The following is a 17,447-nucleotide window of genomic DNA, read 5'->3' as shown; positions in this document are numbered from 1 at the left end:
TCACCGCCTTGTTCATTATTTGCTTTTTTCATTACTGCGCCAGACGTTTGACAATGGAAGCTACTCGTTCAGCAGCTTCTTCCGCATTTTCCTTGGTATTGGCAAGCCCGAAGCTGAATCTTATCGAGTTAGTCGTACGGTCATCTCCTTTTCCGAACATTGCCGACAACACATGAGAAGGTTCGATCGAACCAGCCGTGCAGGCGCTACCGCTGGAAGCCGCAACACCAGATAAGTCGAAGTTCGTTAGAAGAGCCTCCACGTTCGTACCAGGAAAGCTAATGTTGACAATTGCAGGAACTGTTTCCGTCTCGATCCCGTTTATTATAAACCGAACATTTTCTTGTTTCAGTTTTTGTAGAAAAATCTGTTTGAAGACTCCGTATTCCTGTCGCCGTTCCGCACGTTTTTCCACAGCCAATTCGACGGCCCTCTGGAATCCCTTTATGCCGGAAACATTTTCCGTTCCCGGCCTTCGTTTCCTTTCCTGCTCTCCACCGTATTGCAAGGCTGCAACCTGGGTACCCTCTCGCATATAAAGGAAACCGCCAGCCTTAGGTCCGTTGATTTTGTGGGAAGAAGCAGTCAGCATATCAACATTCCACTCGTCAACATTAATATCCAGGAGACCGTATGCTTGCACAGCATCTGAATGGAAATAGGCAGGGTGATCTTTCAAAACTCCGCCAATTTCTTTTATTGGCTGTATCATTCCTGTTTCATTATTTACTGCCATAATCGACACTAAAATGGTATCTTCTCTCAATGCAGACTCCAGTTCGTCCACCGACACTTTTCCTTCCGGTCCGACAGGGAGATAGGTAATTTCAAAACCCAATTTTTCCAAGTATTCGGAAGCATGGAGGGTGGCATGGTGTTCGATTTGGGTAGTAATCACATGCATACCGCGTTTCTGATTTGCAAGAGCGGTTCCGACGACGGCGAGATTATCCGCTTCCGTCCCGCCACTCGTAAACACAATCTCTTTTTCATTTGCATGGATACTTCCAGCAATTACACGGCGTGCTTCATCGATTACTTGTCTAGCCTTTCGACCAAAATGATGTACACTGGAAGGATTGCCGAACACTTCCTGTAACACCGGCAGCATAGCTTTTGTCACTTCCGGATGCACCGGTGTCGTCGCTGCATGATCTAAATAAATAGGTTCCATTTTCATCCTCCCTTCTTTCAAATATAAAACATGTAGGCTTCCTGGCTATCATCATCACCGTGTTTACACAAATCATCAAGGGTTGTCGTATCCAGCACATTTTTTACAGCGTCCCTGACACGCATCCACAAGGCCTGTTTAGCAGGTTCTTCATTCTCTATCCCTTCTACAGGAGTGATAGGTCCCTCTAATACTCGAATGATATCACCAGCAGTAATCTCGCTCGGCTGTTTAGCCAGAATATAACCTCCATAAGCTCCCCGTACACTCTTTACCAAACAAGCATTCCGCAAAGGGGCTGCCAATTGTTCTAAGTAATGTTCTGACAGTTCGTTTTCCTTTGCGATCGTCTTCAATGATACCGGACCGTTGCCATAGTTTTTTGCCAACTCTATCATTATGGTCAAACCATACCGGCCCTTGGTTGAGATTTTCATTCCCCTCACCTCTTCATGCATAACTCTCTAACAGCGGAACACTTCTTTCGGCTTTAGTTTTGCTTGACTCCGCTTTTTGATACATCAAGCTTGTGATAACTTCGCCTTCATAACCGCTGATTCGTCAGTTTCTATTGGGAAACACCTAAATGACACTGGTGTCTCGATATATCTAAACGTTTTTCTTATAAAGAGATTGAGACTTTCTTGTCATCCAACTCTTTAACTCCTTGTTATAATTGTTCTTGTAGCCAAAAGCTATTATAGCATGAATTGCAAGTTTCTTGCATTTTATCAAGGTTATCATTACGCTTGAAAATAGTTATTTTATAGACATTCTAAAGTTACGTCAAGCTATATACTCAAGAACGATCATTGGACTCTTCATTATACAGGGGGAATAGTAATGAGAAGCAAAGAACCATTGGCTTACCGGATGCGTCCAAAAACAATCGATGAGGTCGTCGGACAGGAAAATGTGATCGGAAAACAGACAAAGCTTTACCAGATGCTGATGAACGGTTACGTACCATCGTTGCTTCTATACGGAGAACCAGGTATCGGCAAAACGGCCATCGCGCATGCGATAGCCGGTACTGTAAACATGCCATTTACCACCTTGAATGCAACTACTGCCGGAAAAAAGGATGTAGAAATCGTTGTCGAGAAAGCGAAAATGGAAGGAAACACCATCCTTTTTCTCGATGAGATCCATCGTTTTAACAAAGCACAGCAAGATTACTTGCTCCCACATGTGGAAAAAGGGTTAATTATCTTGATCGGTGCCACTACTGAAAATCCGTATCACGATGTCAATCCCGCTATTAGAAGCAGATGCGGACAGATCAAGCAACTGGAGAGGCTTGACAGCAAAGATATAGAGATGCTGCTTCGTAACGCTTTGGCTGATGAAGATAGAGGCTTCGGGAATCTCCCTATCACTGCTGACGAGAAAGTAATTCAGCGGATTGTGGAAGGGACCAACGGAGATGCAAGGAAAGCCTTAAATGTACTGGAAGCAGTTGTCTATGCTTCCGGTAAACAAGAGGAAGAAATCGTGCTGGAAGAAAAAACAGTGGAAGAATTTATTGATAAGGCTGGTGTGTTCGGCGATAAAAAAGGATCTAATTTTTATAATTTATTATCAAGTCTGCAAAAAAGTATTCGTGGCAGTGATGTAAATGCCGGTTTATATTATTTAGCGCATTTACTGGAAAGCGGAGATTTGACTGCCGTCAATCGACGTCTGCTTGTGATTGCTTATGAAGACATTGGATTGGCAAGCAAAGACATCGGCAGTCGTGTTCTAGCGGCAGTGGAAGCAAGTGAACGTCTTGGCATGCCTGAGGCCAGGATTCCTTTATCGGTCGCTGTCGTCGATATGTGTCTGTCTACGAAATCCAACTCCGCCTACAAAGCCCTTGATATGGCAATAAATGATATTCGAAAAGGAAAAGTCGGGGATATCCCTCTCCATTTGCGTGATACCCATTATAAAGGAGCAAAAGATTTGGGCCATGAAGGGTACTTATACCCGCACAATTATCCTGTCGGTTCTTTCGGCGGCTGGGTTAATCAAGACTATCTTCCAGAAAAATTAAAAGACAGACAGTATTATCATCCCGTAGAGGCTGGAGAGGAACGAAGAATGGCGGAGATCTACAGGAAATTACAAGATTTCAAAAAACAAAAATAGACTCTATCTTCTATTTTTTTGTGTTCATTATACTATGGAAGTCCACTACGCTTTCTGTAAGCACTACAGCGCAGGCAAAATAACTGTACTATTGCGAGAACAATTCGTGTCAGAGACACCGGCTACTGGGTCTGCGTCTTTCCGTTAAGGATAAAAGATTTAATTCATGAGCGCCCTGGCTGAATCCGTGCTCACGAAACGTGATGTGTTCTGCCGAAGCAGTTACGAGAAACCAATCTTGTAAAAGTGTCTGGAAAGCGAGTTTTTCCTTCCTGTATCGCAATTTGTTTCAACTGTTAAAAGGATTAAAGCAACGAGAGATATCCGATGGCACAGCAGCTTTATGTAAAAAACACTTATGTTTTCAGAATAAAAAAGACAAAGTATTACATTCCCGCGTATAAAAACAATAGAAACGGCAAAGATAGATATAAAAATTACAAACTATTTCTATGAACTTATTGAAGGAGTGAATACTTTGGTTAAAGTTAGACAAGACGCCTGGTCACATGAAGATGACTTGCTGTTAGCCGAAACCGTATTAAGACATATCAGAGAAGGCAGCACCCAATTGAATGCTTTTGAAGAAGTCGGGGATAAATTGAATAGAACCTCGGCTGCTTGTGGATTCCGCTGGAATGCTGAGGTAAGGAAGAAATATGAGCAGGCAGTAGATATCGCAAAACGACAACGAAAAGAGAAGAAACGTGCACTTGCCAAACAACAGAAAACTGCACACAAACCAGCCCCAGCCTTTTTGTCTGGTCCGGTAGAAGAAGTTAAGGAAACCGTAAATGAACAATTCCATTTACCTGTTCAAGTAGCAGAAGATGAATCCTCTATTAATCTGGACACGGTAATTGACTATTTAGCTTCATTAAAACAAGGTTATCATGACTCGAGGAAGTCCCAATTGGATGTTAAGACCTTAACAGATGATAATGAATCTCTTAAAGAAGAAAACCACCGGCTTAAGAAACAACTGGGAGACACAAAAGAACAGCTGCAGGCAATCCAGGAAGATTACCAAGTGCTGATCCAAATCATGGATCGAGCCCGTAAGATGGTGGTCTTCGATGATCAGGAAAGTCTATCTGCTTCTGCTTTCAAGATGGACAAGAACGGGAATTTAGAACATATGGCTAGATAACCAGTTACGAAGATAATAAACACAAAAAAACCTTAAGGATATCTGCATCCTTAAGGTTTTTATTATGTACGTATCAATCCCGATCGTGCCGTCCCCTTGATAGTTTTGAACCCGCTCTCGGCAGGTGGGTGCCCTGTTCTATGTTTTATGCTTCCTCTCATCAGAGATTCCAATGAGGCTTGCACGCCGCATAGAAACCGCAGGCTCCCGTTCAACTAAATGTTCGGTCAAAACGTATTGGATGAGACGAACACATCAGGATTGATAGTTGGCCTCCCAAAGGAGTGCCGCTTAAGTTATACTCAAATAATAGCACAGAAATATCCGGCTTTCAAGAAGCTTACTCATGACGTTTCCATAACAATTGTTACATGTTTGCAATATCAGGATTTTCGTCCCGGTTCTTTCCGTTTCAAATTCAATTCATCCAGCTGAGCTTGGCTAACGCCGCCCGGAGCTTCAGTAAGCAAGTCAGATGCGGAAGCTGTTTTAGGAAACAAGATCGTGTCCCGCAAATTGGTTCTGCCGGCTAGCAGCATGATAAAACGGTCGAAACCCAGGGCGATGCCCCCATGTGGGGGTGCTCCATGCTCCAACGCATCAAGCAGAAATCCGAACTGCTCCTCTGCCTCTTCCTGAGAAAATCCCAATACCTCAAACATTTTATTTTGCATTTCCCGCTGATAAATACGTAAAGAGCCGCCGCCCAATTCATAACCATTAAGAACAAGATCATAGGCTTCCGCTTTTACTTCCTGCGGATGGGTATCCAGCTTGCCAATATCCTGTTGAACAGGCATAGTGAAAGGATGATGTGCAGCAAAATAACGACCTTGTTCTTCGTCATATTCTAACAGTGGCCAATCCGTTACCCAAAGGAAATGAAATAATGATTCATCAATCAACTTCCGTTCTTTCCCCAGCTTCAAACGAAGGGCGCCAAGGCTTTCATGTACCACTGACACTTTATCTGCCACAAATAGCAATAGATCGCCCTCTTCTGCATCCAACACCTGCTTTATATTCTCCGCTTCCTGCTCTGTCAAAAATTTAGCGATAGGACCTTTTAATTCGGTTCCTTCTGTTTTCAACCAGGCAAGACCTTTAGCCCCATAAATCTTAACGAATTCTGCCAGCTGGTCGATGTCTTTCCTAGAGTAATCTGACGCTGCGCCTTTTACATTAATAGCGCTGACTTTCCCCCCATCCTCGACAGCACTGCTGAACACTTTAAATCCAGATCCTTTTACTACTTCGGAAACATTGACTAGTTCCATCGAAAATCTTGTATCAGGTTTGTCTGAACCGAACCTTTCCATTGCTTCATCATAGCTCATTCGCGGGAAAGGTGTCTCAATATCCAAAGCTTTTACTTGCTTCATTACTCTTTTCATCATTCGCTCAGACATCGCCATGATTTCTTCGCTCGACATGAAAGAAGTTTCAATATCGATTTGGGTGAATTCCGGTTGCCGATCCGCCCGTAAGTCCTCGTCACGGAAACAGCGGGCAAATTGATAATACTTTTCGAATCCGGAAACCATTAGCAGTTGTTTAAATAATTGGGGTGACTGCGGAAGTGCATAAAAGTGACCGGGATGCACCCTGCTTGGAACTAAATAATCACGTGCCCCTTCCGGCGTGCTTTTTGTCAGCATGGGAGTTTCCATTTCTAAGTAATCTTCTTCATTTAAAAAATTTCGAATCGCTTGGGTTGCTTGATGCCGCAACTTAAACGTGTTTTGCATCGGTTCTCTTCTTAAGTCGATATACCGATACTTCAACCGCAAATCTTCGGAGACCTCCGTTTCCCCTTCGATTTGGAATGGAGGCGTTTTTGATGTATTCAATATTGAAATACTTGCTACCGATATTTCAATTTCTCCAGTGGCCATTTTTTCATTGACAGTAGCACTGTCTCTTTCGACCACCGTTCCTTGGATTTCTACAACATACTCACTTCTAACCCGTTCAGCGACGGTAAGTGCTTCCCGAGAAATGTCTGGATTGAAAACCACTTGAACAATTCCGGAGCGGTCTCTTAGATCAATAAAAATCAAACCACCCAAATCGCGGCGTTTCTGAACCCACCCTTTTAAATTCACTTGCTCACCGACCGATTCTCTTGAAAGTCTGCCTGCCATCTGTCTTGATTCTGCCATATTAATTTTCTCCTTCCAACTCTTTCTTCATATAAGCAACCAGTTGCTGAAGCGAAACATCTTCCTGCTCCCCGGTATTCATGTTTCGCACCGTAGCTGTATTATTTTGCAATTCTTCTTCCCCAAGGATTACTACATACTTCGCTTTCGAGCGATCAGCAGCTTTGAATTGGGCTTTGAACTTCCGTTGCTGGTAGTCCTTATCTACCTGAACGCCAGCTTTTCTTAATTCATAAGTATAACGGACTGCTGCCTTTTCAGCTTGGTCCCCGAGAGATACAAAAAAGCAATCGAGTCCATCGGCCACCGGCAATTCAATTCCTTCGGCTTCTAAAGCCATCAAAAGTCTTTCCAGGCTCATTGCAAACCCGATACCAGGAGTTTCAGGGCCGCCAAGTTCTTCGACAAGTCCGTTATAGCGCCCCCCTCCCGATAAAGTGGTAATAGCGCCAAACCCTTCGGCATTGCTCATAATTTCGAAAGCGGTATGGTTATAGTAATCGAGACCCCGAACAAGATTAGGATCGATGACATAATCAATGCCCATGTTATCAAGATGGTTCCTTACTTGTGCAAAATATTGTTCCGATTCTTCATTTAAATAAGTCAGGATCGAAGGGGCTGTTGCCATTGCTGGGTGGTCTTTATCCTTTTTACAATCCAGAATCCGGAGAGGATTTTGTTCCAGCCGGACTTGGCAATCTGCACATAACTCCTCTTTATGTGGAGAAAAATGCTCAACTAGTGCTTCCCTGTGATTGTTACGGCTTTCTGCATCACCTAAGCTGTTGAGTACAAGTTTTAAAGATCGGAGTCCCAATTCTTGATAGGCGCTCATAGCCAACGCAAGCACTTCCGCATCCACTGCCGGGTCTGCACTTCCCAAAGCCTCAATGCCGAATTGAACAAATTGTCTCATTCGTCCTTGTTGTGGTCGCTCATAACGGAACATCGGTCCGAAATAAAACAGCTTGACCGGCTGATTGGCGAGTCCATATAACTTATGTTCGACAAAAGCCCGCACTGCCGACGCAGTTCCTTCAGGCCGCAAGGTCAAACTTCTGCCGCCCCTGTCTTGGAAGGTATACATCTCCTTTTGTACAATATCCGTACTGTCTCCCACTCCACGCTGGAATAATTCGGTGTGTTCAAACACAGGAGTGCGTATTTCTTTATAGTTAAATCGTCTGCATAAATCAGTCAACTTCTGTTCAATATATTGCCAGTTACCGGTCGTTTCCGGTAAAAGGTCCTGTGTGCCCCTAGGTGCCTTGATATTCATTTTCAAACCCCCTGTTTCTTATGGTTATGTAGATTTCAGTTACCTATCTTAATACGACTTTCAGACTTTTTGGATACCCTGTATAATGCATGACCGAATTCGATGTTCCCTAAAATAAAAAAATAAACTCTCGTCCCTTTATGAAAAAAGGGACGAGAGTTTACCCGCGTTGCCACCCTGGTTGAAGCTGTCCTCACAACTCCCACTTTCACAGTTAACGCCTGCAAAACGTTTGTATTTACTACCTTCAATACAAAACCTCCGGGACGTCTTTCAACAGATCATCATGGAGAAGTGCTCTCAACCTGTGGCACTTCCTCTCTGTTCATGTGTACTTCTGCCTACTTTTCCCTTCCATGGTTGTTCGGTCGATATTAAGAATTGTTTATAATCATAATGTTTGCCGCTTCTCTTGTCAAGCGCGGTTCAATTTTTCTTTCAGTTTTTTTACATCTCCAAGTGAGATACCAAGATCTTCAGCAATTTCAATCCTGTTCAACTGCCCTTCAATTTCCATAAAGCGGTGAAAGTCTGCTCCAAAAATACTCGGTCCTGCTGACTGCATATCCGATTGCTTTTGGTCGTACCGCATCGACTGTAGTCCTCCTTATTGATTGGATTTCCTAACGACTAGCCAAGCGAAACACAGTAGATAATGAATGGTGCTCCGTTTTCTATCCTAAGTATGCCCAAGTCAATCGACGACTATGCCACCCTGAAGAGCGTTGTTCAGTAATCAAAAGTGGATTCAAATCATGTACGTTTTCACGGAAACCGTTATATCACTTTATCAGCGATCCGAGCTGTCCAATAGCAAGGTTACAGGGCCATCGTTTGTTAGATGGACCTGCATATCTGCCCCAAATGTTCCGGTTTCAACGTTAATGCCGGAGTCCTCTATATATTGATTGAATGCCTCATACAGTTGCTTAGCAGGGCCCGGTTTTGCCGCGTCCATGAAGTTTGGTCGCCGTCCCTTCCTGGTATCCGCGTACAAAGTGAATTGAGAAATAGAAAGCACACTACCTCCTATTTCTTTTAAGGACAAATTCATCTTACCCTGATCATCTTCAAAAATCCGGAGTGATGCGATTTTATTCGCCAAATATTTGGCATCTTCTGTTGTATCCTCATGCCCGACACCCAGTAAGACAACCAACCCGGATTCTATTTTGCCCACCGTTCTATCCTCTACCGTAACTCCGGCTTGTTTTGCTCGTTGAATGACAGCTTTCACCTTTCAAGCACTCCTTACTGCAGCATTCTTGTTACCGTGTAAACATCTTTTATTTGCTTCAGTCTGTCTACTATCTTTCGGAGGTGACTGATATTATGAATCAAGATGGTAATATGAATAAGGGCCATCTTATTGCGATCTGATTTACCATTGACTCCAATGATATTCGTTTTCGTTTCATTGACAGCTTGCAGGACTTCGTTCAGTAATCCCCGACGATCGAACCCAGATATTTCTAAATCTACATGATACTGCTTTGACAATGCATCATTGTTTTCCCAATCAACTTCTAATATTCGGTCCTTAGCTTCCTCTGTCTGTATGTTCGGGCAGTCACTTCGATGAACGGAAACACCACGGCCTTTTGTGATGTAACCGACAATATCGTCGCCCGGAACAGGATTACAACATTTAGACAACCGGACTAGCAGATTGTCGACACCTGCCACCCGGACACCAGAATCTCTTTTTCGACCTTGTCCTGGTTTTACATCTGTTTTCGCTACGCCTTCCAACGTTTCAGCTAAATCCTGCGTTTTCAAGTTCTGTTTTTTCTGTTTCTCCGTCAGACGCGTGGCGATTTGTGCAGCGGTGATTCCCTGGTATCCTACAGCCGCATACATATCGTCTTCATTGCTGAAGTTGAATTTCTCTGCAATCTTTTCAATATTCTCAGCAGTTAAAATATCTTTTGGCTCGAAGCCTGCTGCTTTCACTTCTTTTTCAACCAATTCTTTTCCTTTGACTACATTTTCATCACGGCGTTGTTTTTTGAAGAATTGTTTGATCTTGTTTTTCGCCTGTGATGTCTGTGTAATACTAAGCCAGTCCTGTGAAGGTCCATAGGAGTGCTTAGAGGTCATTACCTCGACGATATCCCCGGTATGAAGGCGGTAGTCAAGCGGCTCCATTTTTCCGTTCACTTTGGCGCCGATTGTTTGGTTGCCGACCTCGGTATGGATTTTATAGGCAAAATCCAGCGGTACAGAACCAGACGGAAGCTCAATGACATCTCCTTTCGGTGTAAAAACATACACCATATCGGAAAACAAATCGACTTTCAACGACTCCATGAATTCTTCTGCATCATGTGTTTCATTTTGCCATTCCAATATTTCCCGGAACCAGCTCAACTTGGCTTCTGAATCCTCTTGAGTCTGATCAAGCTGCTTCCCTTCTTTATACGCCCAATGAGCGGCAATTCCAAATTCAGCAATCTCGTGCATATCCTTTGTCCGGATTTGAACTTCCAGGGGTGCCCCTTTCGGCCCGATTACCGTTGTATGCAAGGATTGATAAAGATTTGGTTTCGGCATAGCGATATAATCTTTGAAACGACCCGGCATTGGTTTCCAGCAGGTATGGATGATTCCCAATACAGCATAACAATCCTTAATGCTGTCGACGATTATTCGTACAGCCAGTAAATCATAGATTTCATTAAACTGTTTGTTCTGCAAGGCCATCTTTTTATATATACTATATAAGTGCTTCGGCCGTCCGGAAAAATCTGCCTTGATATGGACTTCATCTAGCTGCTTTTGCACTTCCTGCATAACTTCTTCAATATAATTTTCTCGTTCCTCGCGCTTTTGTTTCATCAAATGCACGATCCGATAGTACTGCTGGGGATTTAAATATCGTAATGCCGTGTCTTCTAATTCCCACTTGATGGTGGAAATACCAAGACGATGCGCCAAAGGGGAAAATATTTCCAGTGTCTCGTTTGAAATCCGTCTCTGCTTTTCAGGCGGTAAATGCTTCAGCGTTCGCATGTTATGGAGTCGGTCCGCTAATTTAATCAAGATAACCCGAATATCTTTGGCCATAGCCACAAACATTTTACGATGATTTTCTGCCTGCTGCGCCTCTTTGGACTTATATTTAATTTTCCCAAGCTTGGTAACGCCATCCACAAGCATTGCAACCTCATCATTAAAAGCTTCTGCAAGCTGCTCTACCGTTACATCGGTATCTTCGACAACATCATGTAAGAAGCCACCGGCAATCGTCTCCGGATCCAATTCCAAATGAACGAGAATACCCGCTACTTGGACAGGATGAATAATATAAGCTTCTCCAGATCGCCGGTACTGGCCTTCATGAGCTTTCTCAGCATAATTGTAAGCTTCTCTGATAAAGGATATATCTTCTTCGGGAAGATACGTACCGGCTTGCTCCATGACATCTTCTGCTGTCAAAATTTTATCTTTCGACATGTAATCACCTTGATTTCTTTTACTATTGGACTGGATGGACAATGTATTGGGAATAAAAATCTAACATATTAAAAAGGCAGATCGCCTGAATCAAGTAAGAAAGTTTTCGTTTATTTCCATGAAGATGAACCTGTCGCAAAAGGTGTAAAATAACATCATTTGCTGTTGATGCTTTCTTCTAGTATAAAAAAAGCGTAAAAAAAGTAAAGAAAAAAAGTTTGTTCAATCACAAAAACACACTGGAATGTAGCTAAACAGGAGTACTCTTGAGAGCACTCCTTCTTTTTGCCTTTATTTAATATTGCATTAAAGTAAGAACCTCATAGCCATCCAGCTTTTCACGGCCGTGTAAGTAAGTCAATTCTATCAGGAATGCACAACCTGCAACAATCCCGCCAAGTTCTTCAACAAGTTTGATGGTTGCTTCGATTGTACCTCCTGTCGCCAGCAAATCATCCGTGATCAGGACACGCTGGCCAGGCTTGATGGCATCCTTATGGATTGTCAGTACATTCTTTCCATATTCAAGACCGTAATCGACTTTGATCACTTCACGCGGCAGTTTGCCTTCCTTTCTTACTGGAGCGAAGCCTACTTCCAACGCATAGGAAACCGGGCAGCCAACAATGAACCCTCTTGCTTCTGGTCCTACAACCAGATCGATTTCTTTGTTGCGGGAATACTCGACAATTTCATCGACTGCAGACTTATAAGCAGTCCCGTTATCCATGAGGGTGGTGATATCTTTGAATTTCACTCCCTCTTTAGGCCAATCTTCTACTACGGTAATATATTTTTTATAATCCATGGCTTACTTCCTCCTTAGGTGATCCGCTCTTTTCTATAAATGGATCAAACCATGCTCTCAATTCATCATAAGACGAGTAATAAAGTTTTTTTTCTATTTCCAGCCTGTTTTGCATCTTCTGATATGCAGGCGCTTCGGTTAAATCCTTTTTTGCTGGATGAGGATTCGTTTTTAGCAGACCATCTTCTATTTTAACAAATTCCAATTCAAAAAACACTTGACTGATAAATTTTATCTTTTCTTGCTTCCAACCTTTGTGTTTTGCAAGTATATCTAATTCTTTCTTCATGTCAAATTGTTTTCGCTTTAACATCATGGCATAGAACCACTTGAAATCCTCCCGGCTGGGGAGCACTTCCAGGAAATGGCCATCTTTTTCATAAAAACAGGCAAAAATCTTACCTGGATTCAACCGGGACAGTAGTTGCTCCAAATCATTTAAACGTTCAGGCAAATCAAGCAAAATCAAACTGTCAACATTTTCCTGATCCCAGGAAGACAGCTTGTCCTCGCTGTATAACGATGCGGTGACTTCAGCTGGTACGCGTAACCCCATGGATTCCTCATGGAAACAGACAGCAAGACTTTCCTGGAAAAGCTCCAATGGTATTTGCTTTGTGAGATGCCTGGACCCTCTATAATCAAAGAGCTGCCAAGTATTCACGGCTAGATCTTTAACCATTAACTGCACTTTTTGTTTACCGTTCCATTCGTTAATCTCCAACTCTCCGATCAAATCAAGATTGGATCGCGGAGAAATCTTATGATAAAGATCACCCATTCCGAAAGCAATGCCATCCACTATTTTTTGCTCTCCTTGAAATGAAAATTTCAAATGATTTTGCTGGCTTCCGATCAGCCTTATTTCTGCAGGCTTGGCCTGAACGTGGAATAACGGTTTTGGGTTGCTCATCCCGAATGGCGCCAGTTTATTAATCTCCTTGATGATCGAGACATCCAACTCATTGATATCGACGGTTGAATCAATTGTCAATGACTGTTTGTAATCCTCTTCGGTAAGTTTACTGGCTGCAGCATCGTTCAAAAGATTACGAAGTATCGGAAGGTTTTCCTCCGGCAATGTCATACCGGCAGCTTGCGCATGCCCGCCAAAGTGCGTAAAGGTTTCCCTGATTTCCATACAGTTTTTAAACAAATCAAAAGCATCGATACTTCTTGCAGAACCCTTGGCTTGTTTCTTATCAGCATTAATGGATAAAACAATCGCGGGACGATCATACTTTCTTACCAATTTGGATGCTACAATCCCAAGAACCCCTTCATTCCATCCCTCTTGGGCGGCAACAATCACATGTTCTCCTGTATCGCCTGCTTCAACCAATGCTTCAGCTTCTTTGGCAATATCTGCAACTATTTTCTGCCTTTCCAGATTCAATTCCTGGACGAACCCTGCCAATTCTTCCGCTTCGGATGAATCTTTGGTAAGCAGTAAATCTACAGCCATATCTGCATCCTGCAGTCTCCCCACGGCATTGATTCTTGGACCAATAAAAAAACCGATATGTTCTTCGGTAATATCGCCTTCTATTTTACAAACCTTCTTCAAAGCTTTTATCCCTGGACGATTTGATTGGGAGATAGCTTTCAAGCCAAATTTCGCCAACACTCTATTTTCATTGACCAGCGGTACCAAATCAGCTATGGTTCCAATCACAGCCAAATCCAACAGGTGCTTAGGAAAATAGCCTAGTAAGTGCTGGGCAAATTTAAATGCTACACCGACGCCAGCTAGTTCCTGAAACGGATAGTCAGTGGAGCATTTTGGATGAACGATCGCCAGTGCAGCAGGAAGCTGTTCTTGTACTTCATGGTGGTCGGTAATAATCAGATCCACCCCGATTTCTTTGGCGATTTCTGCCTCCTCAACTGCAGCAATCCCTGTATCCACCGTGATGATCAAGTCTATTCCTTCCGTTTTCGCTTTACGGAAAGCTTGTTCATTGGGGCCGTATCCTTCTGTAAAACGGTTAGGGATGTAAAAAGTACATTCCGCTCCTAATTCTCGAAGCGTCTCCAGCATGACAGCAGTCGAGCTTACGCCATCTGCGTCATAGTCACCAAAAACAAGGATTTTTTCTCCTTCCGCTATGGCTTGGTGTACTCTTTCCGTTGCTTTATCAATGTCATTCATTAAAGCCGGATCATGTAAATCTTCCAGACTTGGATGAAGGAATTTTTCCGCCTGCTCCTTTGAAACGATACCTCTCTGAAATAACAGCCGCTCTGTTACGGGAGTTAAGGAAAACTCCTCTTGAAAACCGATATCATTATCTGAATCACTATATGTAAACTTCCAATTAGCTTGGCTTTGTAACATAAATTCACCCCTGACCCACTTATTATACTAGAGTGAATCAGGGGTAGCAAATGGATTTTCCGTAGTTCTCGTCATTCCTTGTGATTTGGCAATTCTGCTTTTTTCTCTTGCTCCTGACCGCTCGCCATCGAATCTATCTCTACGACAGGCTCGTTTAACTGTTCATTTTCCTTTTTTAAGGAGCGGACTTCCCTTTGTAGCCGCAGCACTTTGACCGAGCCGACAGCAGCTGTAATTAATCCCCCCATCAACACAGATATCAAGATAACAAGAATCAACGGTGCATTGCCAGTTCCAAATAAGTAATCGACTTCTACAGGCTCGACATTAATAACAGCAAAAATTGCTACAATTAATGCAAAAATAAGTGCAAGAATGATATAGCTTTGCCCTTTCATTTCAGTCCTCCTTTAACCGCATGATAGAAGGATATATACATCGGTCATGGATATACTTCCCAACAAAAGCATAAAAAAAACCCCGTAAATACAAGGCCACTGAACCTAAGGGGCTGTCAAAGTTTGTTGTTGACGAAAAGCGGTCTGTATGGAAATTAAATTCCACACAGACCGCTTTTTAAAATTCTACCTAATTATAGAGATTCAGTTTTTCAGTGTCCATGGAAACACCGAGGTTACCTTACACCTGCGGTCCACCGGTTTGTTTTTTCTTCACATAGTTGATCGGTTTTTCTTTGATATTTCTACCACGGAAAATCAACCAAAGCTGGGCAGCAATAAATAATGACGAATAGGTTCCGGCAATCAGCCCGACAACTAACGCAAACGAAAAGTTAGTAATTGAGGATGCGCCGAACACCAGTAGCATAACTGCGGCAAACACCACTGTAATCACCGTGTTGAAGCTTCTCGCCAAGGTTTGCATTAAGCTGCGGTTGACGATTTTCGCCAGTTCGCCGAACGATTTTACCCGTTTCTTCAGCTTCAGGTTTTCCCGGATCCGATCAAAAGTAACAATGGTATCATTGATCGAATAACCGACTATTGTCAGTATCGCAGCGATAATTGTAATATCGAATTCCAATCTCGTAATGCTGAACAACGCCACAATGAAAAATGCATCATGCAGCAAAGCGATGATTGCTGTAAGTGCAAAGAAAAATTCAAAACGGATTGTCACATAAATGATGATGCATATCGCGGCATACAACACTGCCATCACAGCGTTTTTGGCGAGCTCCTGTCCAACGACAGGCGATACCGTACTAACGCTTGGATTGTTCCCGTATTCACTGCTGAAATAGTCTTGAATCTCCCCTACTTCTTCCTGAGCCAATACTGTACCAAACCTAGCTACCGCTATGTCGTTATTATCACCGGAGATGACAATTTGTTCCGGAGAATAACCTAGTTCATCGAAATCTTCTTCAATTGCTTCCTGAGTCAGGCTTGTATCAGCAAGAACTTCTACTCTGGATCCTGCAGTAAAGTCGATCCCGAGGTTCAAGCGGAAGACAGAAAGGCAAATGACACCGGCAAGGACAAGAATCAGTGAAATGGCAAAGAACTTCTTGCGATGGCCCACCAAATCAAATGTTCTTCCAAATAGCTTCGGCTCCACTTCTTCTGTACTAGCTTTATCCTGAATATCCTTGCTTTTCACCCCGAACCAGCCAGGGCGCTTATTTAGAAAGCGGCTATTTACCCAAAGACCAAGAAATAGCCTTGTCCCATAAACAGCTGTAATAAAGCTGACCAATATGCTGATTATCAGCATGGTGGCAAACCCTTTAACCGAGCTCGTCCCGAAAATAAATAACACGGCAGCCGCAATCATCGTGGTGATATTTGCGTCAAGAATCGTAGACAAGGAATTTTTGTTACCTGCTTTGAAAGCGGACTGTACCGATTTGCCGGTTTTTAATTCTTCTTTTATCCGTTCATACGTGATGATGTTGGCATCGACCGCCATCCCTACCCCTAGGATCAAGGCGGCGATTCCCGGCAACGTCAATACCCCGTTCATCCATTCAAATACGAGCAGAATCAAATAAATATAAATACTTAGTGTGACCGAAGCAATCACACCAGGAAAACGGTAGTAAATCATCATAAACAAGAAAATGAGCGCTACCCCGATAAAACCGGCAAATACCGTTTTATCAAGCGCCTGTTGTCCGAATTGAGCCCCCACAGAGGTGGAATATACCTCTGTTAAATTAACCGGCAAGGAACCGGCATTCAAAATATCGGCCAATCGCTGCGCAGAATCTACTGTGAAGTTTCCGCTGATTTGAACATTCGATGTATTCAGCGTTTGATTGACAGCCGGTGCCGAAATATATTTAGGGTCCTCTTTCTTCGATTCTTCTTCAAATGAATCGCCTTCTTCATAATCCATCCAGATGACCAGACGATTATCGGGCATCTGTGAGATTTGTCTCGTAACATCTGCGAACTTTGAAGGGTCCTTCAATTGAAGGGTAACGATCGGTTGATTGGTATTTGGATCAAAGTCCTGCCGAGCGCTATTTTCTTTTAAATCATCTCCGTTTAAGTATTCTTTATCATTCACGTCCCGGAATGATAATTCAGCCGAAGTCGATAGTAACTCCCGTGCTTCGTTCTGATCTTCCACCCCGGCAAGCTGAACCCTGATTCGGTTCGGCTCTTCAATGTTGAAATTCGGTTCATTGACACCGAGAACATCGACACGTTCACGGAGGGCTTCCGTCGTCGCTTCCAACGTGTCCATGCTGACATCCGAATCACCATCCAGTGTTTCCACCTCATATAAAACTTCAAAACCACCCTGTAAATCAAGACCTAGCTTGATATCTTTGGTTATGCCTGTAATCGTTGTCCCAATCGTCCCTGCAAAAATCAACACGATTAGAAAAAAGGCAACGATTCTGCCTCTTTTAACCATCCTGTTTGTGCCTCCTCTACTCCATCCGCTCTAACAGCAAATACAGCTAAATTGT

The 17,447-nt window shown here is 43.1% G+C and carries 13 protein-coding genes, 1 other RNA gene and 1 other annotated feature; of the genes, 2 read left to right on the top strand and 12 right to left on the bottom strand.

All coding sequences use genetic code 11. The features are described 5' to 3' along the window. Nucleotides 1-31: 31 nt before the first annotated feature. Together BLR82_RS18520 and cymR are read right to left on the bottom strand one after the other, a co-directional pair. Entirely contained in the window at nucleotides 32-1,174 is a 1,143-nt protein-coding gene (locus tag BLR82_RS18520) for a cysteine desulfurase family protein (RefSeq protein ID WP_074600922.1), read from the bottom strand. A 17-nt stretch (nucleotides 1,175-1,191) separates the two neighbouring features. Beyond that, nucleotides 1,192-1,611: a cysteine metabolism transcriptional regulator CymR gene (gene cymR, locus BLR82_RS18515; protein WP_074600921.1), complete on the bottom strand. Its 420-nt coding sequence runs from the start codon at nucleotides 1,609-1,611 to the stop codon at nucleotides 1,192-1,194. A 406-nt stretch (nucleotides 1,612-2,017) separates the two neighbouring features. On the opposite strand from cymR, the gene BLR82_RS18510 reads away from it, so the two are divergent. Both BLR82_RS18510 and BLR82_RS18505 read left to right on the top strand, forming a co-directional pair. Beyond that, the gene (locus BLR82_RS18510; RefSeq protein WP_074600920.1) at nucleotides 2,018-3,307 is read left to right on the top strand and encodes a replication-associated recombination protein A; all 1,290 of its coding nucleotides are present in this window, start codon (nucleotides 2,018-2,020) and stop codon (nucleotides 3,305-3,307) included. A 478-nt stretch (nucleotides 3,308-3,785) separates the two neighbouring features. Further along, nucleotides 3,786-4,457 carry an RsfA family transcriptional regulator gene (locus tag BLR82_RS18505; protein WP_074600919.1) on the top strand — a complete coding sequence of 224 codons (672 nt, stop codon included), beginning with the start codon at nucleotides 3,786-3,788 and terminating at the stop codon, nucleotides 4,455-4,457. Between the two features lie 72 nt (nucleotides 4,458-4,529). Here the strand turns inward: BLR82_RS18505 and ssrS are convergent. The 10 genes from ssrS to secDF all read right to left on the bottom strand — a co-directional run bounded on the left by ssrS (nucleotide 4,530) and on the right by secDF (nucleotide 17,392). After that, nucleotides 4,530-4,722, bottom strand: a non-coding RNA gene (gene ssrS / locus BLR82_RS18500) — 6S RNA. A 118-nt stretch (nucleotides 4,723-4,840) separates the two neighbouring features. Next, nucleotides 4,841-6,619, bottom strand: coding sequence for an aspartate--tRNA ligase (gene aspS, locus BLR82_RS18495; protein ID WP_074600918.1), 1,779 nt, complete (start codon nucleotides 6,617-6,619; stop codon nucleotides 4,841-4,843). 1 nt (nucleotide 6,620) lies between these two features. Beyond that, the gene (hisS, locus tag BLR82_RS18490) at nucleotides 6,621-7,901 is read right to left on the bottom strand and encodes a histidine--tRNA ligase (RefSeq protein WP_074600917.1); all 1,281 of its coding nucleotides are present in this window, start codon (nucleotides 7,899-7,901) and stop codon (nucleotides 6,621-6,623) included. Between the two features lie 145 nt (nucleotides 7,902-8,046). Then, nucleotides 8,047-8,267, bottom strand: a binding site (T-box leader). 49 nt (nucleotides 8,268-8,316) lie between these two features. After that, the gene (locus tag BLR82_RS20885; RefSeq protein ID WP_139187008.1) at nucleotides 8,317-8,493 is read right to left on the bottom strand and encodes a 4-alpha-glucanotransferase; all 177 of its coding nucleotides are present in this window, start codon (nucleotides 8,491-8,493) and stop codon (nucleotides 8,317-8,319) included. A gap of 198 nt (nucleotides 8,494-8,691) precedes the next feature. Next, the gene (gene dtd / locus BLR82_RS18485; RefSeq protein WP_074600916.1) at nucleotides 8,692-9,138 is read right to left on the bottom strand and encodes a D-aminoacyl-tRNA deacylase; all 447 of its coding nucleotides are present in this window, start codon (nucleotides 9,136-9,138) and stop codon (nucleotides 8,692-8,694) included. 14 nt (nucleotides 9,139-9,152) lie between these two features. Then, nucleotides 9,153-11,357 carry a RelA/SpoT family protein gene (locus tag BLR82_RS18480; protein ID WP_074600915.1) on the bottom strand — a complete coding sequence of 735 codons (2,205 nt, stop codon included), beginning with the start codon at nucleotides 11,355-11,357 and terminating at the stop codon, nucleotides 9,153-9,155. A gap of 295 nt (nucleotides 11,358-11,652) precedes the next feature. Beyond that, complete coding sequence (locus BLR82_RS18475; RefSeq protein WP_074600914.1) at nucleotides 11,653-12,165, bottom strand: adenine phosphoribosyltransferase; 513 nt, start codon at nucleotides 12,163-12,165, stop codon at nucleotides 11,653-11,655. Next, complete coding sequence (recJ, locus tag BLR82_RS18470; protein WP_074600913.1) at nucleotides 12,155-14,503, bottom strand: single-stranded-DNA-specific exonuclease RecJ; 2,349 nt, start codon at nucleotides 14,501-14,503, stop codon at nucleotides 12,155-12,157. The genes BLR82_RS18475 and recJ overlap by 11 nt, the downstream gene beginning before the upstream one ends. A 71-nt stretch (nucleotides 14,504-14,574) precedes the next feature. Next, nucleotides 14,575-14,901 (bottom strand): LapA family protein, encoded by a 327-nt coding sequence (locus BLR82_RS18465; protein ID WP_074600912.1) that lies wholly within the window; start codon nucleotides 14,899-14,901, stop codon nucleotides 14,575-14,577. A gap of 241 nt (nucleotides 14,902-15,142) precedes the next feature. Beyond that, nucleotides 15,143-17,392 (bottom strand): protein translocase subunit SecDF, encoded by a 2,250-nt coding sequence (gene secDF, locus BLR82_RS18460; RefSeq protein WP_074600911.1) that lies wholly within the window; start codon nucleotides 17,390-17,392, stop codon nucleotides 15,143-15,145. Between the last annotated feature and the right edge of the window lie 55 nt (nucleotides 17,393-17,447).

It is taken from the genome of Sediminibacillus halophilus, from assembly GCF_900103695.1.
In the GTDB taxonomy this organism is placed as follows: Bacteria; Bacillota; Bacilli; order Bacillales; family Amphibacillaceae; genus Sediminibacillus; species Sediminibacillus halophilus.
This window is presented reverse-complemented; position numbering and strand designations above follow the sequence as displayed.

Bases quoted from the DNA above. Each gene is read 5' to 3' on its own strand.
- aspS (WP_074600918.1), bottom strand. From the start codon at position 6,619: ATGGCAGAATCAAGACAGATGGCAGGCAGACTTTCAAGAGAATCGGTC.
- secDF (WP_074600911.1), bottom strand. From the start codon at position 17,392: ATGGTTAAAAGAGGCAGAATCGTTGCCTTTTTTCTAATCGTGTTGATT.
- BLR82_RS18475 (WP_074600914.1), bottom strand. From the start codon at position 12,165: ATGGATTATAAAAAATATATTACCGTAGTAGAAGATTGGCCTAAAGAG.
- BLR82_RS18465 (WP_074600912.1), bottom strand. From the start codon at position 14,901: ATGAAAGGGCAAAGCTATATCATTCTTGCACTTATTTTTGCATTAATT.
- BLR82_RS18480 (WP_074600915.1), bottom strand. From the start codon at position 11,357: ATGTCGAAAGATAAAATTTTGACAGCAGAAGATGTCATGGAGCAAGCC.
- recJ (WP_074600913.1), bottom strand. From the start codon at position 14,503: ATGTTACAAAGCCAAGCTAATTGGAAGTTTACATATAGTGATTCAGAT.
- BLR82_RS20885 (WP_139187008.1), bottom strand. From the start codon at position 8,493: ATGCGGTACGACCAAAAGCAATCGGATATGCAGTCAGCAGGACCGAGT.
- hisS (WP_074600917.1), bottom strand. From the start codon at position 7,901: ATGAATATCAAGGCACCTAGGGGCACACAGGACCTTTTACCGGAAACG.
- BLR82_RS18520 (WP_074600922.1), bottom strand. From the start codon at position 1,174: ATGGAACCTATTTATTTAGATCATGCAGCGACGACACCGGTGCATCCG.
- BLR82_RS18510 (WP_074600920.1), top strand. From the start codon at position 2,018: ATGAGAAGCAAAGAACCATTGGCTTACCGGATGCGTCCAAAAACAATC.
- cymR (WP_074600921.1), bottom strand. From the start codon at position 1,611: ATGAAAATCTCAACCAAGGGCCGGTATGGTTTGACCATAATGATAGAG.